The organism is Streptomyces sp. NPDC048420 (assembly GCF_040651535.1).
In the GTDB taxonomy this organism is placed as follows: domain Bacteria; phylum Actinomycetota; class Actinomycetes; order Streptomycetales; family Streptomycetaceae; genus Streptomyces.
Genome location: NZ_JBEZKG010000018.1, coordinates 1 through 23,806, shown reverse-complemented (window position 1 = coordinate 23,806; position 23,806 = coordinate 1). Strand labels below are relative to the sequence as shown.

Below are 23,806 nucleotides of genomic sequence, written 5' to 3'. Positions count from 1 at the left end.
CCGAACGCGGGTAAGCGGCGGACTTGAGCTAGCGCAGCGGCCTTTGGACAGGCTTCTCACCGCGTCCAGCAGCTCAAGGCCGCCACTTCAGACTGTTCAAGAAGACAGACCTTCCGCCTCTGCGATGTCCGCCTCGAAGTGGGTTTGGGCGCGATCGAGGGCCTCGTCGGCGTCCCGTCCGTGAGCCCTCAACCAGTGAAGGACATCAGCGATGACGTCGATCGCCGCTTCCTCGACCACAGCCACCGCGCCGGCGCCCGCCAGTCGCAGCCATGCCGACTCGCAGCAGTACGCGCTGAGCAACGTCTCCACACGGTTCACACGAGCACCCCCGAAGTGCCCCTCTGCTGAAGACAACCCTGTCGGCAACTCACACCATGTCACCTTCTGATCGGCCTGGAGCTGAACGCCCCAACGGTCGGTAACAGCACTGACCAGCGCCATCCCTCTGCCGGACTCAGCATCCGGTGCCGCGTCGAGGAGGGTCGGCAAGGCCCGGGTGTCAGGGTCGCGAACCTCGATCCGTACACGGGTTCCGCTCATAGAGACGACGAGCGTGACGGGCGTGCCAGAGCCCACGTGCTTGATCACGTTCGACACGAGTTCGCTGACACAGAGCTGAGCGGCATCGATGACGCCGTGGAGACCCCACAACCCCAGGTGAAGTCGCATGATTCGCCGTAGAGCCGCCACCTCCTCCGGTTCCGCGGTGAAGGGAAGACTCCAAGGCTTCCTTGGTACGCCAGCGATGCAGTCCATCATCAACTCCTCTATCTTCGAACCCAGTTGCCGGGTGTTCCCGACCACACACAGAGAGTTGCATTGGAACTCTCAAAATGGAACTCTCATCCTGCGCGTCTAGTAGCGCGGCTGCGTCACGAGCGCCCCCGGCGTGCGCCACCTTGCCGTCCCCTGGGGACAACCAGGACGATCTGCTAGATCGACATGAAGGGCCGTTTCAATGGCAGTTGGACCCACGACCCGAAGGCGCCAACTCGGTGCTGACCTTCGCCGCCTCCGCGAACGCAAGGGTTTGACCCTTGAAGAGGCAGGTGCACGCGTTGGCATCTCGAAGGCGACTCTCAGCCGGTACGAGACCAAGGAGGGCACGGTCAAGTGGCCGGCCGTCGACGCCCTTTGTCGCGAGTACGACGCTTCCGACGAGGAACGCCTCGCTCTGGTGGAGCTCGCGAAGGGCGCCAAGATCCAAGGGTGGTGGCGATCTCTCGCCGACCCCATCCCTGAGTCGATGAACCTGATGCTCACACTCGAGGACGAAGTCGTACGCGAGGATCACTACGCGTGCATGTACATCCCCGGCCTACTCCAGACCCGGGCCTACGCCGAGGCGGTTCATCGAGCATCTGAAGTGCAGTGCCCAGAGCGCGAAGTGCAACACATGGTCGACATCCGCATGAAGCGCCAGGAGCTCCTCGACCGCGAAGAACCACCGCATATCTGGTGCGTGATCGATGAGGCGGCACTGCGTCGCCAAGTGGGGGGGCGCAAGGTCATGCAAGAGCAACTCCGCCACCTGCTTGCCCTAACTCAGCGGCCCCACATCACCGTACAAGTACTCCCCTTCTCAAAAGGAGCGCACGCAGCGGCAGTTGGCAGTTTCGCCATCCTCCGGGGACCCGCTCCCAACCTGGATGTGGTGTATGTGGATCTACTCAGCGGCGGCCTCTTCATGGAAAATCGGCAAGAGCTTGCACGCTATCGATCAGCATTCGAATACCTTAGCGCCCAGGCACTCGATCTAGAAGCCTCAACGGAAATCATCAACGACATAAACCAGGAGTTCTAATGTCGATCGCGTCGAAACCTCAGTGGTTCAAGTCCTCCCACAGTGGAGGCAGCGGTACGGAGTGCGTCGAATGTGCACGCACGAGCAGCGGGGCCCTCGTACGCGACTCGAAGAATGTCAGCGGACCCGTGGTCATCGTTCGGGAGCAGGCATGGCACGCTTTCACACGGTCCCTGCGGCAGGCTCATATATTGAAACACTGAGCGAGCCCTCATTATCAGTAAGCCAAACCGGCTAGAGGATAGAAACGACCTCCGACGCATCAAACACCAGAGGTCGTACATCTACCAACCTAAACCTCACCCTACTTACTCTCCATGTGGATATCGATATCACGGAAACCATCGAGCACCACGTTTACTATCTTTAGCTCATTTTGCGGATCGGGCTTGACTTGCATCTTTGCCCCCTGATGGGCAGCATCACCGCGAGCCCTAGCCCAGGTCTCGGTCGCACTGAGCCATCCAGAGTCAATATCCGCCTCCTGTAGACCGATTGGCAAGAGCAATCGAAGGAGATTTTTTTCTTTTATTCCATGGTTCTGTTTTCGCGCGTAACGGTGCATATCAGCCCGCGCAGCCTCTATTCGCGCCTCCAGGGCAGGAAATTTTTCCGGCCTGGCAGCTGCTTCGCTTAGAGACCCAGGGATGGGCGGCGCAGATTCCCTATAGGCCACGACCGCCAAGAGGCTAACGGCTATTGAGCCACTAACCTTCCAACCAGAAACGGCCTCATCTATAACCTCGATGACGCGATCCTCTATAAATGACTCGAACTCAGCATGCGCTAGAACCCTGAAGGCGCGCGTCTGTTCGTAGACGAGGTCTTCGTAGTCACCCGTAGGATCAAACGCCTGCGGCAAGAAACTCCGCCGCAGCTCCCCGATCCGCCTCTCTAGCTCCTCGAATCGCACAGAAACCATCCGAACCCCTACGGAACGAGTCGATTGTCGCGCAATTCAGGAACGCGTAGCTGCATATCAATCGCTCCACCGAGCGCCTCACCCCAGAGCGATAGCCTGCGATGAGTAGCGAGCGGAGTCTTTGTGGTTGTCTGAATCGACTCAACGAAACGCTGATTAGTGTCACACAGCTCACGGAAGGCCGATTCGACGGCCGAGGCTCGCGAGAATGCCCTAGCCCTTACGGTCTCCTCCGAAAGGTAGTAGGTCATTACATCGAAAACAGCTCGATTGAACCGCCCTTCATACTTACCACTCGCCCAGCGATAGAACGCGTTATCTCCAAAAATCTTGAACGTCGCCTCGATGGCTTTGTTGCAGTTGTCCCCGACTTGCTTGATACGAACATCTTCCTTCACCCACTGGGCGTTGAGGAGATTTACGGTATCATCAAGAAACTTTTTGAGGTTACCCGTGTAGTCATCCAGAGTGAACTGGAAACCGAAATACCGAAGCAGAACCTCTACATCCCGCATTCGAAAGTCCGGCTTGTCAATTCGCAGAGCCGCTCGCAGCCAATCGCTTTCAGACGCACAGTCGTCCAAAAAGTCAGTGAACGGGCCAGGATGAAGGGCCTGTCGAAGCTCCTGCGGAGACAATTTCACACTGCCTGTATTCAGCCGGAGAAAGACGAGATTGAGGAAATCCTCATTAGGCCAACGTCGCACGACAACGGTTCGAATCGTCTCGTTTAGGAGCGAGTTCAGATCATCCACATAACTGTCGTCATCCTCCATCTTTCGAAGCGTAGCAAGCCGCAAGTCTTGACGGACTTCTAGCCCCGTGAGCGAGAATCCTTTGAAATCCTCTTCCTCCGCCGATGCCGCGAATGATGACCCAGCTGCGAACTGCCGAAGAGCCAGCAGCCGCTGCTTACCATCCAGCACAATAAATTTTCCGCGGCGATTCTTGTCTTCGGCTAGAACGATCTGCGGGATGGGCAGGCCCAGGATCAGAGATTCAATGAAACGACTTTTCCTGGGCTTGTTCCATGCGTCTCGACGCTGAAATCGCGGATTCAGTTGAATATTTCCGCGCCGTAGTTGGCTAAGGATAGTTTCGGCCGTCCAGTCGGTGTCGGTGACGACAGCCCGTGTAACTTCCTCAGAGGTCACCGCTGCGGCCGTGTCCTCTTCTTCGCCATCTACGTCGTCCCAGTCGGCCAGGTCGTCGTTCGCCACGCTAGTCCGCACCTCTCACCCGGTGGTCCCAAGACCTCTTACTCCTCAGCCGCCCCAGTTTCGCAGAGTAGTTCGCCCATGGGTATGGCCATCAGGATCTTTGCTCGTAAGCGTGAGCGCAGAGCTTGGGTCCCATGGCTAACAAGCTCGTGCGTGGTTGGCGCTGGCACGTCGCGAGGTGCGAGCTGGTCCGGTGTTCACCCTTGTTCATCGCCCCGTTCACGAGGAGCTGACGCAGTCCGCAGAGGTCGGCCGTGGAGCCTGCCGCTGGAGGACCGGGTGTCGTGTTGGCTTGCTTGCAATCTCTGCTGTCTCCACAAGATGCGCAATCTGCAGCAATCCTGTTATGCGAGCGGGACTCCGCGCGCATCCTGGATCTCCAACGAGCCAGACGGAGGATGTAGATGGTGCTCAGGTTCATCGGCACGACCAGCGACGACGGTGACTGCCCCACCTTGTATGACATCGAGGAAACCGGCGAGATCCTCGTCCAGGGAGAGCGCGAGACCGACCCGGAACACCTGGCCCAGCTCCGGGATGTCAAGGAGTCCGAGACCTTCGTACGTGTCCCGCGCAGTCTCCTGACCCGCTACGCGCCTACGAGCGACACCCCCGAGCTCCAGCCGTTCGCCTCCATCTCCCACCTCTTCCAGGACTTCAAGCACACCGCCTGGCGCCTCGAAACCCGTCGCGGCTACGCCTCTGATCGCAAGAATCCCAAGTGGCCACTGTTCCTCGCGGGCGAGGACATCGGCAGTGCTCCGGACAACTCCTGGCGCGAGAACGTCCGCGCACAGACGGCCCAGGGGAAGAGGTTTGAGCGCGTACGTGTGGTCGACGAACCACTCACCCAGGGACAGGAGTTCCTCCTCGCGAGCGCGCCCAGCAACATCACAGCTGGCGAGGACATCCGTAACCTCACCCGCGCCCAGGCAAGGGAACTGCGGCTGCCAGACCATGACTTCTGGCTCTTCGACTCCAAAATCGTCGCCCGCTTCGCCTTCGACGACGATGACACCACCCTCGGCGTATACGTCACCGAAGATCCGGCCGAAGTTCTCGCGGCGTGCCAAGCTCGGGACGCCGCCTGGCACTTTGCCGTGCGCACGGAGGAGTTCGCCAGACGGGTACGTTCCACAGTGTGAGCACGGACTACCAGACTGCTAGGGAAGCCCTCGGTGCGCGGCTTCGCGAGCTGCGCACCGAGGCCGGTCTGGATGGAAAGGACCTTGCTGCCAAGCTCGGTTGCCAGCCCTCCAAGGTCTCCCGACTCCAGAACGGCAAGCAGACCCCAACCACAGCCGACCTGACGGCATGGGCGCAAGCTTGCGGTCGGCCTGAGGCCGAGGCGGAACTCCAAGGGTTGCGAGCCGGGCTGGAGATGAAACAGCGACACCGCTCCTGGCGACGCCAGCTGGCCGGCGGTCACCGCGGCCGTCAGGAGATCGCCGTACGCCAGAGCGAGGTCACGAAATCGATCCGCGGGCTTGAGGTGTCGCGCGTCCCGGGGCTCTTCCAGACACCCGAGTACGCCCGCGCCATCTTCGACGCGAACGCTGAGTTCCGAGGCATTCCGCCGACCACTGAGGCCGCCGTCGAAGCCCGGATGCGCCGCCAGGAGGCGTTGTACGACCCGGAGAAGACGTTTCAGTTCCTCATCTGCGAAGCAGCCCTGTACCACCGATCATGCCTCGCGGAAGTGATGGCCGAACAACTGGACCGGCTGTACAACCTGGTGGGCCAGCGCCGTATCGAGCTCGGGATCATTCCCTTCGGCACGCAGCTGCGTCGTACGGCGCCACACGCCTTCTGGATCTACGACCGACGGTTGGTCATCGTCGAGACGATCAGCGAGGAACTCTGGCTTACCGGTGACGAAGACATCCAGTTGTACGAACGAGCATGGGACTGGCTCTCTGAATCGGCTGAGTACGGAGCTCCCGCGCGGCGCCTGATCGGCCGAGCAAGGGCCTGCTTGGACCTTCCGTAGGCAATCGATCGCAAGCATCACAGCCGTGAGCGCAATCACTCGCAATCCCTTCATGGCCACGCAATTGCCCTGCCTAACGTGCTGGTCATGGCCACGAAACCCACCTGGCAGGCAGTAAGAAGCGAGCCACCAGGGCCTCACGCTCTCGTCACGAGGACCCCAACTCCCGCGGACGCAACGGCCGAGGAGACGTTGACTCCCTCGCTCAGCGAGTTGCTTATCCGGTCAGCGGTCGGCCTACGCGACCGCACCGCGGTGCAAGCCCTCGTAGAGGAGGACAAGCTCCTCTCCCGGGACAACGTCCGTACAGCGCTCGTGAGCAAACAAAATGGGGTCATGACGTGCCGGTGGGAGAGCGTAGCCAAGCGCACGCACACGCTTGGGCTCGACGACGGCGAGCAGGCGTTTCTTGAACTGGTGCTGTCGATCGCGGGCATCCGCCAGAGTTATCTAACCGCCGTGGCGCTACTGGACGAGCGCCGCTTGAAGATCCTGCTCCAGGCGTTGACACGGCTGGCCTGCAACGACCGGATCGCGATCGGCACGCGCGTGTGAGCCTTTCAGCGTGCTTGTCGCAACCGGCGAATTCTGAACTCCCGCCCCGTGCCAAGTACCGATGGACTTTGCTCCCGAAGCTCGGCGAGCGCCCCGCAGACCCCTACAAAGAGAGGCAGTCCACATGACGGTCGTACTCCCCGAAACGACACCGTTCGCCATGCGGTTCGCCGCGCGCCAGACCAGCCGAGCGGCGGACACCAACGGCGTGACCTACGACCCGACGTTGCAGATCGCCTTGACGGCTGCCGGCAATCCCTGGGCCGACCTCATGGCCGGAGACACGAGTAGCAACACCAACAGCGACAGCCAGAACGACGAGGGAACGGATCTCTGGTGACGGCTGTCGCCGAGGAGTCGGTGCTGGTGCTCACGAACCAGTTCGACGCGACCGCGGATTCGGTGGTGGCGCGGTTGTACGACCGTGGGGTGCCGGTCTTCCGCTGTGACACCGCGGAATTCCCTCAGGAGCTCACGATGTCCGCCACGCTAGAGGGTGGTTGGGGTGGCAACCTCGACAACGGGGTTCGACAGCTCGACCTGTCCTCTGTGAGAGCGGTCTACTACCGCAGGCCCGAGGAGTTCCGACTACCCGACGGTATGTCCGAGGCTGAGCGGCAGTTCGCGGCGGCTCAGTCCCGGGCGGGTTTCCTCGGTGTGGTCGCTTCCCTCCCCTGCTTGTGGATCAACCATCCAGCTCGTGAGCAGCAGGCCAATTACAAGCCGTGGCAGCTCAGGGTCGCTCAGGACCTCGGGCTCAATCCTCCCCGGTCGATCATCACCAACGACCCTGCGGACGGCCGTAAGTTCGCAGCCGACATCGGGGCTCCGATTATCACGAAGTCTCTGGGGTCCCCTGTCGACACGGTGATCGTCGACCCGGCTGACTTCGATGATTCGGTTCGTCTCTGCGCTCACCTCTTTCAGGAGTGGATGGACAAGGCACACGAGGTCCGGCTGACGGTGGTCGGCTCGCGTTTCTTCGCCGTGGAGATCCACGCGGGGTCGGACGCGGCGCTGGTCGACTGGAGGACCGACTACGCAAGCCTCACCTACCGTCCGACCGTCGTTCCCGAGTCGGTGCGCTTGCGGGTGAGGGCCTTTATGCGCCACTTCCAGCTCGTCTTCGGCGCGTTCGACTTCGTCGTGACGCCCGAAGGGGCATGGCGGTTCCTAGAGGTGAACGCCAACGGTCAGTGGCACTGGATCGAACAGGAGACGGGCATGCCGATCGCCCGCAGCATCGCCGAACTACTGGAGAAGGGCGCAGGAAATGAAGGCCGATGAGTCACCCGAACCAGTCAGGTCGCTTCTGCGGCAGCTGGTTGGCGAGTTGGAGGCTGACATGTCGCTCCGCTCCCCAGAGTGGCGCAGGGCCGTAGAGACGGTTCCCCGTCATGTGTTCCTGCCCGAGTTCTTCCGGGACGGCTCAGGGGCCGACGGGGTGACCGAGTACACGCCGGTGCTTCGAGATCGCGACCCCACCGAGTGGCTGCGCCTCTGCTACGAGAACAAGACGTGGGTGACTCAGCTCGACAACGGGGCCACGACCTCGACCGATGCCCCGGTGAGGGGCGTTCCTACGAGTTCGTCGACTCTCCCCGGATCCGTCGTGCGCATGCTCGAAGACCTGGATGTGACCGACGGGATGTCCGTCTTTCAGGCGGGAGGCGGCTCGGACTACTCGACCGCTCTGCTCTGCGAGCGTCTGGGAGACAGGTTTGTTGCGCGCGCCGAGTACGACCCCGGGCTGTCGGACCTTGGACGCGAGCGGCTGGCCTCCCTCGGTCACCATCCCCGGGTAGTGACCGGTGATGCTGACGCGGGGTGCCCTGAACGGGCGCCGTACGACCGGATCATGGCCACGTACTCTCCCACGCACATTCCGGCGGCTTGGCTGGAACAGTCAGCTCCCGGCGGAGTCATCCTGGCATCGCTGGTCGGCAGTCTCGGTGCCTACGGCTATGTGCGGGTGCGCGTGGAGTCGCCGGAGTTGGCGCGTGGGCGGTTCATCGACAGCACCGTTTCCTTCATGCCGGACCGGGACGCGCCGACGTCCGAGGTGGGGCCCTTGCTTCGGCCCGCGGTTGACGAGCGTCAGAGGGCGGAGGGGATGCTGTCGAACATCGCCCCCGCCATGCTGTCGGTGCCCTCCCTGATGTGGGCGGTGCAGCTCAGGCTGCCGGGGACGCTGACCGTCGGGCTCAAGCTGAACGGCGTAGCGAGCCGCTGGTTCCTGCATCCCGACGGCTCCTGGGCAGCGCTGGAACCCAGCCTCGGGGGCACCGCGCACGTCTTCCAAGGCGGTCCGCGAAATCTCTGGTTCGCCATCGAAGCGGCCGTCTCCGAGTGGTTCTGTGCCGGGTGCCCGGAGCTGGGGCGGTACGGGCTCACGGTGACGCCCGAAGAGAATGTGGTGTGGCTCGACAATCCGTCCCACAGAATCGGCACGCTGGAGCGGGGTCGCGCTCGGGCCACCTGACGGCCGCCCCAACGTAAGAGACGGGATCCAACTGTCCCTGGTCCAGGCGGCGTTCCGGGCTGCCTACCGCCTGCCGCGAGTTGACGCCGTCGCCGTGGGCACCGACAAGCCGGTTCACTTGGGTGAGCTCGTCGGCGCCCTGGCGGGCGAGGCCGAGGAACGAGCGATTGAGGAGTACCGGAATCTTCTCCGGGACCACGCCTTCGGTCAGCGGTCCTGAAGGTCTCCCATGATCTGCTCGGCCATCCGCCGGGCCGGCTCCAAGCGCGGATCCTCTGGGTGCGCGTACGGCCCGAGGATTTTCGAGCAGGCGAACAAGGTCATCACCTTGCCGTCCCGGCTTTCGAAGTCGGCCCGTCGCTCGTACCGAACGCGGTCGGCCAGAGCCGGGACAGCCAGGGAGCTCGCCCACAGGGAGGCCGAGTCCAGGCCCAGCGGTGCGCTGCCCCAGTCCTCCCAGTCGAAGATGCTGAAGGCGGGCGCGGTCAGGTTGGCCCAGTTCAAATCAGCATGAGCCGGCACCCACCGCTCGATGGCCGTGTCGAAGTCACCCGCGAAAACGCTGCGGACGGACTCGGTCACGAACTCCTGGGTGATGGTCTCCGTGTCCGGAGTAGCGATCCGCTTTGTGTTCTGAGCGGCCAGGGCGTCCAGCGAGGCGTTCAACATCAGCCACCAGTCATCCGAGAGTTTCGGGGCTTCGCTCAAGATGGCGTCGCCGACGGGCTCCCCCGGCAGGAGGTCGGTTTCGTCGGCTCGCCACATCACCGGCTCATCGTGATCCCGCCAGACCACACAGCCGTGCCACTCCGGCTGTGCGATGCCCTCCAGACGCGCGGCAGTCTCCGTGCCGTTCCACCCCTGGTCGGAGATCTTGTCGAACAAGCGCCGCTCGATCCGCACCCAGGAGTCACGGTCCGTCCGGGCCCCGACTGACCGGCGCTTGCGCACCAATGAACCTGGGACCAAGTGCGCTTGCAGGGACCACTCGATGCGATCCAGAACCTCGTCAATCGGCTGCACTCGTAGATCGACAGCCTGACTTTTGGAGACCGAGAGCGTCATGGACGCGACCGTAGCAGCGGGCACATGATGCGCCGGCTGGTGAGCAACGCCAACGGCAACTGCATCACCACGGACAACGGGTCGGAGACGAACGTCGGCTACGCGGCTCCCAGTGGTGGCGGCCGTTCCGGTCAGTTCTGGACCGCCGACGACGACCAGATCCAGAACCAGAACCAGAACGGGGATTACCTCCGCAACTCCGACAGCGGTGACGGTGTCTACACCAGCGGAACGACCACCGACGACTGTGGCATGAACAGGGTGGCGGACCCGCCTCGAAGTTCGAGACCATCCGGTCATGTCGGATGACGTGCCAGGACAGGACCTTCCGGTCGGCTTCGAGTTTCGGCCGTATCGCGGCGACGAAGACCATGGCCCCATGGCCGCGGTACGGATGGGGTGTGCTGAACGGGACGGGGTCGACGCCCATTCGGTTGTGGAAGGGCTTCCGACAGCGGCGGAGATCGCTGAAACCTCTGCCAGGCTGGAGGAGCCGGCCAGGAACCAGATCCTGGTGGTGCGGGACGGGAGCGTCGTCGGATATTCGACGATCCGGTGGTGGCAGGAACGGGACGATACGTGGCTGTACCTGCACCGCGGCTACCTCTTGCCCGGACATCGCCGTCAGGGCATCGGCTCAGCCATGCTCAGCTGGGCCGAAGAGCGGATCCGCCGGCTCGCCGTACAGCATGGAACGGTCCGGACGGCAGTGATCGGCGCGAACGCCATGGCCTCCGAACAGGACGCCACGGCGCTGCTCCTCGCAGCCGACTACCAGCGTGTCTTCAGCCTGGTCGAGTTGAAGCTGGGCGATCTGGGGCAACTGCCCGGGCTGAGCCGCGAACTGCCGGCCGGGATACGGACGGGGTCTGTCGGGGCAAGCGACTACCGTGCGGCCTGGAGGACGGTCGTCGATTCGTATGCGGATACCGGTTTCACTCAGAAATGGACCTTCCAGGACTTCGTCGACAGCGCTGACCCGACATGCTGGAGAGCCGCGTGGAACCGGCAGGACATGGTCGGCGTCGCCCTCTGCTCCATCCGCCGTCACCATCCCACGGTGGGCGAGGTCGAAGAGCTGAGTGTGCGAGCCGACCACCGTCGCCTGGGAATCGGCCGGATCCTGCTGCTGGATGGGCTGCGAAGTCTTCGCGAGCAGGGTGCCACGACCGCGCGGCTGTATACGGGCACGGCAAATCCGCACCGGTCCTACGACCTGTACGAGAGCGTGGGGTTCCGGCGGCGGAACGAGTACGTCCGTTACCGCAAGCCACTTGCTTGATCAACCGGTCACCCTCGATCAGTGACGGCCCCTGAACTTGCCCAGCAAGCGCTTCGCCTGGGCCCGGCGGCGCGGGTCGGCTGCGGCTCGTCGGGCCTGTTCGGCCGTGCGGCGCCCTTGAGGACTCCTGGCGAACTCCTTGATCCGTTCCATCATGCGCGGCATGCGGATCCCTCCCTCGGTACCGTGGCTTCCCTTGCTCCGCTCGACTACCCCTTGCGGGACGAGTCAGCCCTGTGAGGGCCGCCTATCGAGGCTTGAGCGCGATGCCGATCGCGGGAGTGGTGGCGGCAGATCGCCCCGTCGCTCGTCCTGAACCCGCCGTAGGTGTAGGTGCCGTACGGCGAAGAGCAGGGCCGCATCGAAGGACGCCGGTGACGGGGAGAACTCGGCGGGGGTCGTGAAGCGCAGAGTGGGGTGCAGGGAGAGGGCCCGCCTGATCATTTCCGGTGACGTGTCCACGCCCGTGAGGTTGTCGAAGCCGAGCTGCTCGAGTTCGGCCATGACACGGCCGTATCCGCATCCGTAGTCGAGGATCGCCGCGTCTCTGTCGCGGCCCGTTCAACCAGGGCAGGTGGAACGGCATGATGGGTGCCTCCCGGGGCGTAACGGCCCACTCCTCCACGGAGACCAACCATGCCCACACTGACCGGCATCGATACCCGGCCCATGCAGCACTGCGAGACGACGACCCTCGGCGTGCTGCTCCGCCACCAGGGAATCGACCTCTCCGAGCCCATGCTGTTCGGGCTCGGGGCCGGGCTGTCGTTCATCTACTGGGACAGCAAGAACATGGGGTTCCCGTTTCTCGGGGGGCGGGTCAAGCCGTTCGAGCTCACACGGAATCTGGCCGGGACGCTCGGGCTGGAGCTTGATGTGCGGGAGACCGGTTCCGCTCGGAAGGGGTGGGCGGACGTCGTAGCCGGTGTCGAGAGCGGGCGGCCCGTGGGGCTGCAGCTCGACAGTTGTCACCTGGACTACTTCGGCGCGAAGGTGCACTTCGGAGGGCATGTCGTCGCCTTGTACGGATACGACAGCCACAGCGCCTACCTCGTGGACACCGACCAGCAAGGTGGAGCCGTATCCACCGGTCTCGACAGCCTCGCCCGGGCCAGAGCCGCGCGGGGGCCGATGACCGCTCGGCACCGGTCCTTCACCCTCACCGTTCCCGAGGGCCTGCCTTCTCCGCAGAGCCGGATCGTGCCCGCCATCACCGCCTGCGCCGACGCCTTTCTCCATCCGCCCATCGCCAATCTGGGACACCGTGGCATCGAGAAGGCCGGCACGTCGGTACGGACATGGCTTCGGCGGACCGACGATCCGCGGCGGGATCTGCCGCAGGCCGCGCTCCTGATGGAGCGGGCCGGTACCGGGGGCGCCCTGTTCCGCAACCTCTACCGCGACTTCCTCGCCGAGTGCGAGCGCGAGTGCGCCCAGCTCAGCGACGACAGTCACCTCCGCACCGGGCTCCGGCTCTACACCGAGGCCGCCGAGCGGTGGACGGAGGTCGCGGCGCTGATCACCAGGGCCGGGGAGACGTGCGAGGAGGAGTACCTCGTACGGGCCGGGAGCACGCTCTCCGAGCTGTCGCGTATCGAGCGGGAGGCCATGCGGGCGCTGAGCCTGCTGGGGAGCGAGCGGTCTTGAAGTGGGTTCTGGCCGGGCCGGGGCACTTCACGAAGCGGTGCTTCGGGTGCGTCGTGAGAGGTGTGTCGACCATCCTCAACCGGCCGTTCCCCTACGCGGCCGTCGGCACCGGGGTTCTGCTGCTCGCCGCCGCGGCGAGCTGGAGCAGCGTGCTGCTGGTGGTCGGGGGGCGGGTGGTTCCCGGTTGGATGCTGGGCGCCGGGCTGATGGTGGGGGCGCTGGTTCTCATGGGTGTGCGCGGTGTGCGGGGGCGGCGGCGTTCGGTGGTGGGCGATCGGGTGGTGGGTGACCGGGTGGTGGGTGACCGGGTGGGGCCTGGGTACCCGTTCCGGCCGTCGACGTTACGGCGGCTCGGATACGGTCTGTCGAGCGTCCTGGCCGTCTTGGGTGTCGGGTTCGGGGCCCTCGGTGATCTCGGGGCGGAGTACCTCTTCCTGCGGCCCGGCGGTCCCGAGGGGTGCCGGGCCGTCGTACGGGAGACCGCCTTCCTGATGGCGGGCAGCGGTGAGGTGTACGCCGTGGGCGGCTCGACCGGGGTGGCCTGGGGTCCGTCGGGTTCCTGGTTCGCCGACGACGGTTACCGGCCCGTCGCCGAGGGGTCGTACGAGCTGCGATGGGGGCGGTCCGACGGCAGTCTGCTGGTGGGCGGAACCAGTGGGAATCCGGTCTATCCGTCCCTGCATACGGTCGACTGCGGATGACACCACAGCGAGGACACCTGATCTGCGGGGATACTGCCCCTCAAGCACTGATCCTGGAGGCGACGACACCATGCTCATCCTCTTCGGTACCAAGGGGTACCTGTACCAGCTGGCGATACTCACGCTGGTGTGCGGGCGCTGCGGGAATCCGGCCGCGCACACCCTGCGCAAGCGGGTCACGAAGTTCACGCTGTTCTTCGTGCCGCTGTTCCCCATCTCCACCAAGTACGCCTCGCAGTGCACCTTCTGCGGGGCGGAGAGCAAGCTGAGCGCGCAGGAGGCGGAGCAGCTGCAGGCGCAGGCCGCCGCCGGGGGTGGGCAGGGGGGTCAGGTGTACGGCGGTCAGGCCCCGCAGCAGCCGTATCAGCACTGACCTGTCGGCGCTGAGGTGCTGAGGCGCTGAGGCGCTGAGGCGCTGAGGCGCTGAGGGTTCAGGTGAGTTTGCGGGCCACCCCGCCGTAGAAGCCGATCTCCTCGGAGCGGGGCGGCGGGGGCGTGTCCGGGCGCCAGAACGGGACCTGGGTGACGCCCGGTTCGAGCAGCTCGAAGCCGTCGAAGAAGCGCTCGATCTCGGTACAGGTGCGGAGGTTCATGGACGCGCTCGCCCTGGTGTAGACCGCCGCGGCATCGCTGCGGTCCGCGAAGTCGCCCGTGGCGTGGGAGAGGATCAGGTGGCTGCCGGGGGCGAGGGCGTCGCGCAGGGTGGCGATGATCTCCTGCGGCCGGTCCTCCTCGGTGAGGAAGTGGACCACCGCGACCAGGAGCAGGGCCACCGGCTCGTCGAAGTCGATGACGGAACGTACGTCGGGGTCGTCCAGGATCGCCCGCGGGTCGCGCAGGTCGGCCAGGACGATGCTGGTGGTGCCGGTCGCGCTGAGCAGGGCGCCGGCGTGGGTGTTCACGATCGGGTCGTTGTCGACGTAGGCCACGCGGACGTCCGGGGCCACCTCGAGTGCGGTCTCGTGGACGTTCGGTGAGGTGGGCAGGCCGGTGCCGATGTCCAGGATCTGGCGGACGCCGGTGCCGATGACGTGGCGGACGGCGCGGTTGAGGAAGGCGCGGTTGGCCCGTACGCCGATCCGCGCCTCCGGGGCGGCCGCGACGAGCCGTTCGCCGGCCTCTCGGTCGACCTCGTAGTTGTCCTTGCCGCCCAGTAGGTAGTCGTAGATCCGTGCGGGGTGCGGCTTGCTGGTGTCGATCTCGTCGGCACGGAAGCCGTTGTCTCTCACGGGGGGGGGGCTCCTCTTGGGGGTGTGTGGGGGGTGGGTTGGCGGGTGGCGTCAGCGTTCCATATGCCGGTTCAACTCTCCTGGGGGTGGGGGGAGTTCCGGAGGGCGGTGGGGGCGGATCTGGTCAGCAGTTGTCGCCGGGGGCGGGGGCGGGAGACGGCTCCGGCTCCGGGGTCGTCGGGGTCTGCGGCGGCTCTGAGGGTTGCGGCGGCTCCGGTGCGGGCGAGGGTTCCGTGTATGTCGGGGGTTCCGGTGTGTCCTCAACGGGCGCGGGATCCACGGGAGTCGGGGTGTCCGGTGTCGGCTGCGGTACGGGGGGCTGCTCGCCCGGGGTGGTGGGGGTCGGCTGCTCGGGAGCGGGCTCGGGCTCCGGAGCAGGGTCGGCGGGCTTCGGCTGCTCGGGCTCGGGTTCGGGAGTGGGGTCGGCCGGCTTCGGCTGCTCGGGAGCGGGCTCGGGCTCCGGAGCAGGGTCGGCGGGCTTCGGCTGCTCGGGTTCGGGAGTGGGGTCGGCGGGCTTCGGCTGCTCGGGAGCGGGCTCGGGCTCCGGAGCAGGGTCGGCGGGCTTCGGCTGCTCGGGCTCGGGTTCGGGAGCGGGGTCGGCCGGCTTCGGCTGCCCGGGAGCAGGCCCGGGCTCCGGAGCAGGGTCGGCCGGCTTCGGGGACTTCGGGGGCTTGGGGGACTCCGGCTCGGGCTCCGGTGTCCGCTCCGTCGGTGGCGCCGGGTCCTCTCCCCCGGGCTTGGGCACCACTGGGCTCGGGTCCGCCCCTCCCGGTGCGGGCTCCTCCGGCGGAGCCGGGGTGTCCACAACACCCCCGCCACCCGAACCGCCACCGGAGCCACCGGACCCACCGGTCCCGCCGGTCCCGCCGGTCCCGCCGGTCCCGCCGGAGCCCCCAGATCCACTGGAGTCCCCGGAAACCCCCGAATCCCCCGAACCCCCGCCCCCCTGAACGTCCGCGACCAACTGCGCGCCGCTCACACCCGCCCCGCCGTCCTGGGCCTCGGCCCCAGCCGGCTCACCGCTCACCGGCTTCCCGGTCGCCTCCCCCACCGCCCCCGTCGACGGCCCCGCCACCGGCGTCTGCACGACCGGTGCCTGCACGACCGGCACCTTCTCCGGTCCCGTCGCCGTCGTCGTCGCGGGCGAGTCGTTCACCCCGAGGGCGATGACGATCGCGACGGCCGCCGCGGCCGCCGTGCCCGAGGCGAGCGCGGCCTTGGTCTTCGGGCCCGCCGCACGGGCCGTATCGCGGGCCGTATCGCGGGCCGTACGGAGAAGCCCGTGTCCGCCGCCAGAGCCGAACGCCCCAGCGGACCCCGCCCCCGCCGCTCCCGTGAGCGAGGCCAGGAACTTCCCCGCACCACCGCCCGCCACCACGAAGACCAGCAGCGCCGGACCCACGAGCGCGGGCAGCCGGTTGTTGGCGCGGATCAGGACGGCGAGCCGACCACGGCACCCGTCGCAGGTGTCGACGTGGGCGAGCAGGCGCTCGGACTGGCGCGGGGTCGCGTTGCCGCGGACGTAGGCCGGCATACGGACCCAGTGGACCTCGCACGCGGGATCGTCGGGCGCCTCGGTCTGCTCGCGCAGGAACGCCTGGCGCATGCCCTCACGGGCGCGGTGCAGCAGTACGGCGGTCGCGCCCTGCTTGGCGCCGATCTGCCGGCCGACCGTCTCCAGGGGCTGGCCCTCGGCGTCGGCGAGCCAGAGGGCCCGCACCCAGCGTTCGGGGAGTTCGCCGAGGACGCGTACCAACAGGTCGGTGGAGGAGACCTGTTCGGCCGGGTCCTCCACATGACCGGCGGAGGCCTGCGCGGGGATCTGCGGGTCGCGCGGGGTCTCGTGCGTGGCGCTCGCGACGGAGGAGGCGAGATGGCGCACGGTCGTCATGAGGTACGCCGGGACGTTGTCGATCTCGTGCCCGGCGGACAGCCGCCGCCACACGCGGAAGTGCGCCTCGGCGACGAGGTCTTCGGCCGCCCAGGTGTTGCGGGTGAGCGAGCGGGCGTACGCGACGAGGCGCGGCTGTTCCTCCTCGTAGATCCGCACGTACTCGGCGGTGGCGGAGGAGGACGCGGGTGACGTCTGGGCGGGCACTCTGGCCGGCTGATCGGTCATGCAGGAACGCTCCAGTTCCCGGCGGTCGGGGAGGGCGGAAGGGTTTGTCAGCGTAGATGACAAAACTTTCAAGCATTCAGTTCCTGGCGTGATTCAGATCACATAAACCGATTCCGGTCACGGCGTAATCAACCGCCCCTCACTTCGCTCGACACAGCAATCGACCGCAGCCCGCCTCGCATCGGAGACCACCGCTCATGCACCTCACCACCGTGGAACAGACCGTCCGCGCCCGCCTGATCACCTCCGACCACCCGGACCTCCCGATCCGCCCCACCCTGCGCTACACCTCCGCCGAACCCTTCGCCGTGCACATCGACTTCCCCGCACATGTCTCGGCCGACGCCGAGGGCGTGACCTGGATGTTCGCGCGGGCTCTGCTGGAGGAAGGGCTCGGAACACCGGCCGGCGGCGGGGACGGGGACGTACGGATACGGCCGCACGGCTGGGCCCGGACCGTCATCGAGTTCCGCTCCCCCCTGGGCCTCGCCATGATCCGCTTCAGCACGGCCGCCGTGCGCCGCTTCCTGCTGCGGTCCTACGACGTCGTGGAGCCGGGTACGGAGGACCTGGGCCCGGAGTTGGACCACGGGCTTGCGGCGCTGCTCGATGAGGTCTGAGCCGCGTCACAGATCCCGTGCGAAGGCGGCGAGTGCCTCGAAGTCCCCTTCCCGCAGCCCCACTCGGGGATCGACCCACCGCAGCAGGGCCGGGCCGTCATGATGGGCCTTCACGAACTCGCGGTCCCTCTCATCGAGTTCGTCGTCGAGCCACGCGAAGGGGCGGTCGCAGGCGTGGGCGACGAGGTGGCGGGTCTTCCAGAAGGTGCCGTCGGGGAGGGGGGCGGGCTTCGTGGGCCAGGGGACGACGGGGAGGGGTGGGAGGCCGAGGACGGGGGCGATGAAGGTGTTCGCCTCCTCGGCCCAGGTGGTGGCCCAGACCAGGTCGTAGTGGCCGGCCAGGTTCAACAGGGCCCGCCCGTGGGAGGGGTTGAGCCAGACGCGCAGGGGCTTGACGGAGGACGGAGGTCGCTCCGGGTGCTGGGCCAGCCAGCCCTTGGGCTTCATGCGGTGGGTGGTGTAGCCCTCGGGACGGCGTTCGGGCTGGGCGGCGTATGGGTTCAGGGGGCCGTCGACGTCCAGGTAGAGAAGCGGCCTGCCGGTGTTCATGACGGCTCGCGTCGGTGCCGTTCCCAGTCCGCGCGCAGGAGTTCGTACTCCACCTCGCCCTCCTCCGAGCCCTCGATCGGGTGCGGCCAGTCGCTGTGGAAGGTGCGCAGGTAGGTCAGGCCGGACTTCTCCATCACACGGCGGGAACCGCGGTTGACGGTCATGGTGTTGGCGGTGACGCGTTCGACGCCGAGGTCGGTGAAGCCCTTGTCGATGAGGGCGCGGGAGCCCTCCGTGGCGTAACCCCGGCCCCAGGCGGCCCTGTTCAGGCGGTAGCCGAGTTCGACGACGGCCGGGCTGTCGTCGTCGAGGGGGCGGAACTCGAACCAGCCGAGGAAGGTGCCCGTCGGCTTCTCCTCGGCCGCCCAGTAGCCGCGGGTGCCGAGGCCGGGGTGGTCGTGGAGGAGGCGGGGCAGGGTGCGGGCGCGGACGCTCTCGGGCGGTGTCGGTGTGCCGCCGGTGAGGAAACGCATCACCTCCGGGTCGCCGTCCAGCGCGACGAGGTGCTCTACGTCGGCCTCGGTGAACGCCCGCAGCCGCAGCCGTTCGGTCTCCAGGAAGACGTACGTCACCGGCTCCTCCTCCAGGAACTTCTCGATCTCCGCGTGGAGCAGCCCCGGCTGGTCCAGGTGTACGTCGTGGGCGGCGCCCGGGACGACGGCCACCCGGGTGTCCGGGCGCACGGCCAGCATCTCGGCCGCCTCGCTGGAAGCCATGGTGCCGGACGCGCCGCGCACGAGGAGCGTGGGGCAGCGCACCCGCGACCACTGCGGCCAGTGGGCGTCCGCGGACAGTTCCGTCGCCGTGGCGACCAGCGTGTCGCGGTCGAAGCGCGGATAAAGGCCGAGCGCCCGCCCTCTCTCCTCCAGCCCCCGCGCCCACGCCTCATGCCCGAGGAAAGCCGCCGCCTCCGCCCGCGACGCGAACGGCACCGGCCAGCCGTCCAGCCAGCCCGCGATCACACCGGGCAACTCCGGGTTCGGGCCCGCCGGACCGGCCTCGACGAGGACCAGGGAGGACACCAGTGCCGGGTGGTCCGCCGCGAGCAGCATCGCCGTATGGCCGCCCATGGACTGGCCGACGACGATCGCGGGGGCGAGGTGCAGTTCCCGCAGCAGGAGTACGGCGTCGTCCACGTGGGCGGCGCGGCTCACCGAGGCCGGGCGGCGGGTGCTCTCGCCGTGGCCGCGGGCGTCGTACGACACCACGCGGTGCCCGGCCGAGAGCAGCCTCTCCGCCAGGTCGTCCCATTCGCCCTGGTGACCTGCGAGGCCGTGCAGGAGGAGTACGGGTGCGCCGGGGCCGGGACGGTCGCGGTAGGCGATGTGGCCGCCGTCGGCGGTCGTGAGGCGCGTCAACTGCTCTCCTCCCGTGGGCGTGGGCGTGTGCGTGGGCGTGGGCGTGGGCGTGGGCGTGTGCGTGAGGGAAGGCTCGCCCGCCCCGCGCCCACCGCGCCAGTCGTTTCCCCGCCGCGTCCGTGACAGTCCTGTTGCCGGAACTGTGGGCTCCACCACAGCCGTACGCATCCCGGGCTGCTGAACTCGGCGGACCAGGATACGAGCGGTCAGGGGGCCGGGATGTCCTTGCCGACTCGGCGACTGCGCGAGTTCGCCATACTCACGGGGTGCGCCGCGCTCGCCGTGTACACGTGGGGGCTGCTCCATCTCGCCGGCGCGATCCTGGAGGCGGAGGACGGCGGAACGGGTTCGGCGCCGCTCCCGCCGTGCCGTGGGAACGAGCAGGTCGTCCATGTCATCGACTACTCGGTGAGCTATCTCCCCCTCTCCTTCGACTGCGAGATGAAGGACGGCGGCAGCTACACCGCCGAGGTGATCCCCGCGTACGTCAATCCCGTCGCCGTGGGCCTCGCCCTCACCGCGGCCGGCTGTGCCATCTCGTCCGCCTACGTGACGGAGCTGCGGCTGCGGGCCGAGGCGCGGAAGGGCGAGGGCCGGTGAGCGGGCGGGGGCGTCAGGCCGTGAGGACGAGTTCCGCCCTGCCGAACAACAGGGCGTAACCGGAGGGGAGTTGGGCCAGTACGCGGTCCACGAGCTGGTCGCCGACCAGCTCCGGCAGCACGCTCAGTACCGAGCTGACGTGCCAGCGGGCCGTGGCCGGGGTCGCGCCCGCGATACGGTCGGCCACCGCGTCCACGAACTCCGCTGCCGCCAAAGGCCTGTTGAGCGGGATACGGGAGGCGACGACCCGGGCCGCCTCCTCGGGCAGGGCGCGGGCGAGGTCGACGCGTTCCTCGCCGGTGACATGGCCGCCGAGGGCGGACAGGACGACGCGGGTGACGTGTTCCGCCTCCGTCCTCGACGCGTACTGTCCGCAGTCCCGCACCGCCTCGACGAGGTCGCTCCAGCTGGGTCGGTTCGCGCTCATGTACAGCTCTCCTGGGGGTCGTTGCGCCGGGCGCCCCGCGGCCGCACATGCGGTCCGCGGGACGCCGCTTCCGATGCGTGAGGTTCAGCCGCTGATCTGCCGACGGCCGCTGCCGCCGCCGGTGATCTGGATACGGCGGGGCTTGGCCTGCTCGGCCACCGGGATCCGCAGGGTCAGGACACCGGCGTCGTACGAGGCGTCGATGCGTTCCGTGTCGAGGGTGTCGCCGAGGAAGAGCTGGCGGGTGAAGGAGCCCGTGGGCCGTTCGGCGACGATCATCTCCGCGCCCTCGGGGGCGGGGCTGCGGCGCTCGGCGCGGACGTTCAGGACGTTGCGTTCGACGTCCAGCTCGATCGTCTCGGGGTCGATGCCGGGGAGGTCGAAGTGGACGACGAAGTCGTCCCCCGACCGGTAGGCGTCCATCGCCATCGCGGTGGGGCGGGCGGTGGGGCCGAAAACCTGCTGCGCGAGCCGGTCGAACTCGCGGAAGGGGTCGGTACGCATGAGCATCACAGTCCATCTCCTTTCCACAGACTCTGTCCGTGCGATGCCCTACGCCTTCTTATATAGCTCGAAGCGAGGAAACTTGACAACCCTCGACTCAGGTTCGAGGGCCACTTCGAGCCCGGGGCTAGCCTCGGACATATCGATCGTGATCGTCAGTGATGGTCAGTGATCGCCAGTGATCATCTGGAGGCAGACATGGCGAAGGTTCCCAGCGCGGTGGTCGCGGCGGGCGGGCTCGTCGGCGGATACGGCGTGGCCCGGTGGACTAGGAAGCGGCAGCTGGGCGGGGCCGTGCTGGCCGTCGCCGGGGCCGCGGCCGCGCAGCAGTGGCGGGAGCGGGCCGGCGGGAAGGCGGCCGGGGCGCTGACGGCCGCGTATGTCGCCGCCTTCGCCGGATCCCATCCGCTGGCCAAGAAGGTGGGCGCCTGGCCCGCGGTGTTCGGGGTCGCCGGGGCGGTGGCGCTGGCGTCCTGGGCGGTGGCGGACCGTAACGCCTAGGATCCCTGGGCTGCTGCCCCCGGTGGGCTTGCCCGGGGAGACCAGGTCACCACCCACCTCATGTCCATGACCTCCTCGAAGCCGAGCAAACCGTAGAAGTCCCGGTTGGCCGTATGGACTTCGGCGCCTTTTCTGTTATCGACCGTCCCACCCTCGCGTCTCCTCACCGTCCCCCAGCCACCGGCACGCGAGGAATGACGTACGTGACTTCACAGATCAGCCGCCGCAGCATGCTCAAGGCGGCGGGAGCCGCGGGTGTCGCGGTGACCGCCGCGACCGCCCCGCCCGCTGCCGCAGCCGGCTCGGCTTTCGCGCACCCGGGTCTGCTGCACACACGGGCCGACCTCGACCGTATGGCCGCGAAGGTGAAGGCGGGCGCCGCGCCCTACACGGCCGGGTTCGCGAAGCTGACCGCCAACCGCCATGCGCAGAGCGGCTGGACGCCGAGACCGCAGGCGACGGTGTACCGGGGCTCCGGCTCGCCGCAGAACTACACGATCCTCTACAACGACATCCACGCCGCCTACCAGAACGGCCTGCGCCACCACGTCAGCGGTGAGGACGCGTACGCCGACACGGCCGTGGCGATCCTCAACGCCTGGTCGGCGAAGCTGACTTCGCTGGCCGGCAGTGCGGACCGCTTCCTCGCCGCGGGGCTCTACGGCTACCAGTTCGCCAACGCGGCCGAACTCGTCCGCGACCACCCGGACTTCGACCTCGCCCGTTTCCAGGAGATGCTCACCAAGGTCTTCGCGCCGCTCAGCGACGACTTCCTGGTCCGGCACAACGGGGCGGTCATCACCAACTACTGGACCAACTGGGACCTGTGCGCGATGGCGTGTGTCCTCGCGACGGGCGTCTTCTGCGACGACTCCTCCCAAGTCGCCCGCGCCGTCGACTACTTCAAGAACGGCGAGGGCCTCGGGTCGGTCAAGAAGGCGATCCCTGTCGTGTACGACGACGGTCTCGCCGAGTGGCTGGAGGCGGGCCGGGACCAGGGGCACGCGCTGCTCGGGGTCGGGCTGATGGGCACGTTCTGCGAGATGGCGTGGAACCAGGGGTACGACCTGTACGGCTACGACGACAGCCGCTTCCTCAAGGGGGCCCAGTACGTGGCGAAGTGGAGCATGGGTGGGGAGGTGTCCTACACCGCGAACACCCGCGCGAAGGGGGCGATCGGGGGGTGGTCGGGGCGGGAGACGGCGTCCGCGGCGGCCGGGGTCGACCCCGCGATGACCCGGCCCATCTGGGCGATGATCGCCAACCACTACACGAAGCGGCGGGGTCTTTCGGCGTCGTACGTCACGCGGATCGCGGCGAAGTCCTCGCCGGAGGGGGGCGGTGGGGACTACGGCCCCAACAGCGGCGGCTACGACCAACTCGGCTTCGGCACGCTGGCGTTCACGCGGGATCGGGTGGCGGACACGGGGGCCTCTCCTCGACCGGCGGTCGGTTCGAGTGCTTCTCCGAACTCCGGCGCACGGCCCCAGACGGGGGGCAGCGCGTCCCCCGCCGCCGGCCAGGATCTTGCGGCCACCGGTTCCAATGACATCGTCGGGTGGTCGGCTGCTGCGGGGGTCACTGCGGTGGCGGGGGGACTGCTTTTGCTGCGGCGGCGGGATCGGGGGCGGCGTGGGGGTGTGGAGTAGAGGGTGCCGGGTGGGGTTGTCGGGCAGGTGCGGGTCGGTGGGGGCTGATCGCGCAGTTCCCCGCGGGCAGCTGCGCTGGGCTTGGGCCGGGCGCCCAGGGAAGTGCCTCGCGAGGTCGTGTGGCGAGTGCGGGTCCGATGTGGCTGGTCGCGCAGTTCCCCGCGGGCAGCTGCGCTGAGCTTGGGCCGGGCGCCCAGGGAAGTGCCTCGCGAAGTCGTGTGGCGGCCGCGGGCCGGTGGGGGCTGGTCGCGCAGTTCCCCGCGCCCCTGAGGAGTTGCAGGCGGCCTGCGCCACGACGGACCGCCGACCGCCTCCCGCTCCACGACGGACCGTTCGCCGCGCCGTGCGCCACGGTGGGCCGTTGGCCGCGTACGGCGGCAAGGGGACGGGGTGGGGGGTGTCCGCCCGCAGCGGCCGGCGTCCATCACCGAGCCCTGCTCAAGCAGCCGAGCCGCCGGACCGAGGACGGATACCCCCCACCCCGGCCCCGACCCACCCACCGAACCCAACGCGCTACACACGCCCCCACCGGACCCGCACAGGCCGCCGCAGGCATCCAGGGGCACGGGGAACTGCGCA

Annotated in this window: 29 protein-coding genes and 2 pseudogenes; 18 read left to right on the top strand and 13 right to left on the bottom strand. The window is 67.4% G+C overall.

Translation table 11 applies throughout. The features are described from left to right. Window positions 1-96: 96 nt before the first annotated feature. Window positions 97-759, bottom strand: a complete 663-nt coding sequence (locus tag AB0D34_RS31215) for an ATP-binding protein (RefSeq protein WP_362667860.1) — start codon at window positions 757-759, stop codon at window positions 97-99. Window positions 760-961: 202 nt separating this feature from the next. On the opposite strand from AB0D34_RS31215, the gene AB0D34_RS31210 reads away from it, so the two are divergent. Beyond that, a complete protein-coding gene (locus tag AB0D34_RS31210) occupies window positions 962-1,807 on the top strand; it encodes a helix-turn-helix transcriptional regulator (protein WP_362667461.1) in 846 nt (281 codons plus the stop codon). Beyond that, on the top strand, window positions 1,807-2,010 hold the full coding sequence (locus AB0D34_RS31205) for a DUF397 domain-containing protein (RefSeq protein WP_362667458.1): 204 nt from the start codon (window positions 1,807-1,809) through the stop codon (window positions 2,008-2,010). The genes AB0D34_RS31210 and AB0D34_RS31205 overlap by 1 nt, the downstream gene beginning before the upstream one ends. Before the next feature lie 101 nt (window positions 2,011-2,111). Here AB0D34_RS31205 and AB0D34_RS31200 read toward each other — a convergent pair whose 3' ends face one another. After that, entirely contained in the window at window positions 2,112-2,720 is a 609-nt protein-coding gene (locus AB0D34_RS31200) for a HEPN domain-containing protein (protein ID WP_362667456.1), read from the bottom strand. Between the two features lie 17 nt (window positions 2,721-2,737). Next, window positions 2,738-3,949: a DUF262 domain-containing protein gene (locus AB0D34_RS31195; protein ID WP_362667453.1), complete on the bottom strand. Its 1,212-nt coding sequence runs from the start codon at window positions 3,947-3,949 to the stop codon at window positions 2,738-2,740. Between the two features lie 404 nt (window positions 3,950-4,353). Between AB0D34_RS31195 and AB0D34_RS31190 the strand changes: the two genes are divergently transcribed. The 7 genes and pseudogenes from AB0D34_RS31190 to AB0D34_RS31160 form a co-directional block, all read left to right on the top strand. Then, the gene (locus AB0D34_RS31190) at window positions 4,354-5,094 is read left to right on the top strand and encodes a DUF6879 family protein (RefSeq protein WP_362667451.1); all 741 of its coding nucleotides are present in this window, start codon (window positions 4,354-4,356) and stop codon (window positions 5,092-5,094) included. After that, window positions 5,091-5,939 (top strand): helix-turn-helix transcriptional regulator, encoded by an 849-nt coding sequence (locus AB0D34_RS31185; protein ID WP_362667449.1) that lies wholly within the window; start codon window positions 5,091-5,093, stop codon window positions 5,937-5,939. The genes AB0D34_RS31190 and AB0D34_RS31185 overlap by 4 nt, the downstream gene beginning before the upstream one ends. A gap of 87 nt (window positions 5,940-6,026) precedes the next feature. Continuing rightward, complete coding sequence (locus AB0D34_RS31180) at window positions 6,027-6,494, top strand: hypothetical protein (RefSeq protein WP_362667447.1); 468 nt, start codon at window positions 6,027-6,029, stop codon at window positions 6,492-6,494. 124 nt (window positions 6,495-6,618) lie between these two features. Next, window positions 6,619-6,834 (top strand): putative ATP-grasp-modified RiPP, encoded by a 216-nt coding sequence (gene tgmA, locus AB0D34_RS31175; RefSeq protein ID WP_362667444.1) that lies wholly within the window; start codon window positions 6,619-6,621, stop codon window positions 6,832-6,834. Beyond that, a complete protein-coding gene (tgmB, locus tag AB0D34_RS31170) occupies window positions 6,831-7,781 on the top strand; it encodes an ATP-grasp ribosomal peptide maturase (protein ID WP_362667442.1) in 951 nt (316 codons plus the stop codon). Before tgmA ends, tgmB begins: the two co-directional genes overlap by 4 nt. 112 nt (window positions 7,782-7,893) lie before the next feature. Beyond that, entirely contained in the window at window positions 7,894-8,976 is a 1,083-nt protein-coding gene (locus tag AB0D34_RS31165; RefSeq protein WP_362667439.1) for a methyltransferase, read from the top strand. 13 nt (window positions 8,977-8,989) lie between these two features. Then, window positions 8,990-9,196 (top strand): annotated as a pseudogene (locus AB0D34_RS31160) (aldo/keto reductase); the annotation flags it as partial. Here the strand turns inward: AB0D34_RS31160 and AB0D34_RS31155 are convergent. After that, the gene (locus AB0D34_RS31155; RefSeq protein ID WP_362667436.1) at window positions 9,184-10,041 is read right to left on the bottom strand and encodes a hypothetical protein; all 858 of its coding nucleotides are present in this window, start codon (window positions 10,039-10,041) and stop codon (window positions 9,184-9,186) included. The pseudogene AB0D34_RS31160 and the gene AB0D34_RS31155 overlap by 13 nt on opposite strands. Before the next feature lie 39 nt (window positions 10,042-10,080). Here AB0D34_RS31155 and AB0D34_RS31150 point away from each other — a divergent pair, with 39 nt between their 5' ends. Together AB0D34_RS31150 and AB0D34_RS31145 are read left to right on the top strand one after the other, a co-directional pair. Then, window positions 10,081-10,350, top strand: coding sequence for a hypothetical protein (locus tag AB0D34_RS31150; RefSeq protein WP_362667433.1), 270 nt, complete (start codon window positions 10,081-10,083; stop codon window positions 10,348-10,350). Next, window positions 10,340-11,323 (top strand): GNAT family N-acetyltransferase, encoded by a 984-nt coding sequence (locus AB0D34_RS31145; protein ID WP_362667432.1) that lies wholly within the window; start codon window positions 10,340-10,342, stop codon window positions 11,321-11,323. Before AB0D34_RS31150 ends, AB0D34_RS31145 begins: the two co-directional genes overlap by 11 nt. 18 nt (window positions 11,324-11,341) lie before the next feature. On the opposite strand, the gene AB0D34_RS31140 is transcribed toward AB0D34_RS31145, so the two are convergent. Next, a complete protein-coding gene (locus AB0D34_RS31140; protein WP_362667430.1) occupies window positions 11,342-11,488 on the bottom strand; it encodes a hypothetical protein in 147 nt (48 codons plus the stop codon). A 63-nt stretch (window positions 11,489-11,551) separates the two neighbouring features. Beyond that, window positions 11,552-11,827, bottom strand: a complete 276-nt coding sequence (locus AB0D34_RS31135; RefSeq protein WP_362667428.1) for a hypothetical protein — start codon at window positions 11,825-11,827, stop codon at window positions 11,552-11,554. Window positions 11,828-11,959: 132 nt separating this feature from the next. Here AB0D34_RS31135 and AB0D34_RS31130 point away from each other — a divergent pair, with 132 nt between their 5' ends. From AB0D34_RS31130 to AB0D34_RS31120, 3 genes are all read left to right on the top strand, one after another. Further along, window positions 11,960-12,970, top strand: coding sequence for a BtrH N-terminal domain-containing protein (locus AB0D34_RS31130; protein ID WP_362667425.1), 1,011 nt, complete (start codon window positions 11,960-11,962; stop codon window positions 12,968-12,970). Between the two features lie 62 nt (window positions 12,971-13,032). Further along, the gene (locus tag AB0D34_RS31125; protein ID WP_362667423.1) at window positions 13,033-13,671 is read left to right on the top strand and encodes a hypothetical protein; all 639 of its coding nucleotides are present in this window, start codon (window positions 13,033-13,035) and stop codon (window positions 13,669-13,671) included. A gap of 70 nt (window positions 13,672-13,741) precedes the next feature. Continuing rightward, the gene (locus AB0D34_RS31120) at window positions 13,742-14,044 is read left to right on the top strand and encodes a zinc-ribbon domain-containing protein (protein ID WP_362667420.1); all 303 of its coding nucleotides are present in this window, start codon (window positions 13,742-13,744) and stop codon (window positions 14,042-14,044) included. Between the two features lie 58 nt (window positions 14,045-14,102). Here the strand turns inward: AB0D34_RS31120 and AB0D34_RS31115 are convergent, their stop codons facing one another. Next, window positions 14,103-14,900 (bottom strand): SAM-dependent methyltransferase, encoded by a 798-nt coding sequence (locus AB0D34_RS31115; protein ID WP_362667417.1) that lies wholly within the window; start codon window positions 14,898-14,900, stop codon window positions 14,103-14,105. Window positions 14,901-15,024: 124 nt separating this feature from the next. Then, entirely contained in the window at window positions 15,025-17,019 is a 1,995-nt protein-coding gene (locus AB0D34_RS31110) for a sigma-70 family RNA polymerase sigma factor (RefSeq protein WP_362667414.1), read from the bottom strand. A gap of 197 nt (window positions 17,020-17,216) precedes the next feature. On the opposite strand from AB0D34_RS31110, the gene AB0D34_RS31105 reads away from it, so the two are divergent. Further along, window positions 17,217-17,639: an SsgA family sporulation/cell division regulator gene (locus AB0D34_RS31105; RefSeq protein WP_362667411.1), complete on the top strand. Its 423-nt coding sequence runs from the start codon at window positions 17,217-17,219 to the stop codon at window positions 17,637-17,639. 6 nt (window positions 17,640-17,645) lie between these two features. Here AB0D34_RS31105 and AB0D34_RS31100 read toward each other — a convergent pair whose 3' ends face one another. From AB0D34_RS31100 to AB0D34_RS31090, 3 genes and pseudogenes are all read right to left on the bottom strand, one after another. Continuing rightward, the gene (locus tag AB0D34_RS31100; protein WP_362667409.1) at window positions 17,646-18,188 is read right to left on the bottom strand and encodes a hypothetical protein; all 543 of its coding nucleotides are present in this window, start codon (window positions 18,186-18,188) and stop codon (window positions 17,646-17,648) included. Beyond that, window positions 18,185-18,760: a GNAT family N-acetyltransferase gene (locus tag AB0D34_RS31095; RefSeq protein WP_362667857.1), complete on the bottom strand. Its 576-nt coding sequence runs from the start codon at window positions 18,758-18,760 to the stop codon at window positions 18,185-18,187. The genes AB0D34_RS31100 and AB0D34_RS31095 overlap by 4 nt, the downstream gene beginning before the upstream one ends. A gap of 48 nt (window positions 18,761-18,808) precedes the next feature. Next, window positions 18,809-19,714: pseudogene (locus AB0D34_RS31090) on the bottom strand (alpha/beta hydrolase); the annotation flags it as partial. A gap of 51 nt (window positions 19,715-19,765) precedes the next feature. Here AB0D34_RS31090 and AB0D34_RS31085 point away from each other — a divergent pair. Next, window positions 19,766-20,146, top strand: coding sequence for a hypothetical protein (locus AB0D34_RS31085; protein ID WP_362667407.1), 381 nt, complete (start codon window positions 19,766-19,768; stop codon window positions 20,144-20,146). A gap of 13 nt (window positions 20,147-20,159) precedes the next feature. On the opposite strand, the gene AB0D34_RS31080 is transcribed toward AB0D34_RS31085, so the two are convergent. Continuing rightward, complete coding sequence (locus AB0D34_RS31080; protein WP_362667405.1) at window positions 20,160-20,573, bottom strand: DUF2267 domain-containing protein; 414 nt, start codon at window positions 20,571-20,573, stop codon at window positions 20,160-20,162. Window positions 20,574-20,657: 84 nt separating this feature from the next. Further along, entirely contained in the window at window positions 20,658-21,083 is a 426-nt protein-coding gene (locus AB0D34_RS31075) for an Hsp20/alpha crystallin family protein (protein ID WP_362667403.1), read from the bottom strand. A gap of 192 nt (window positions 21,084-21,275) precedes the next feature. On the opposite strand from AB0D34_RS31075, the gene AB0D34_RS31070 reads away from it, so the two are divergent. Both AB0D34_RS31070 and AB0D34_RS31065 read left to right on the top strand, forming a co-directional pair. Continuing rightward, window positions 21,276-21,578 carry a hypothetical protein gene (locus tag AB0D34_RS31070; RefSeq protein ID WP_362667400.1) on the top strand — a complete coding sequence of 101 codons (303 nt, stop codon included), beginning with the start codon at window positions 21,276-21,278 and terminating at the stop codon, window positions 21,576-21,578. A 230-nt stretch (window positions 21,579-21,808) separates the two neighbouring features. Beyond that, window positions 21,809-23,227: an alginate lyase family protein gene (locus AB0D34_RS31065; protein ID WP_362667855.1), complete on the top strand. Its 1,419-nt coding sequence runs from the start codon at window positions 21,809-21,811 to the stop codon at window positions 23,225-23,227. Window positions 23,228-23,806 lie beyond the last annotated feature (579 nt).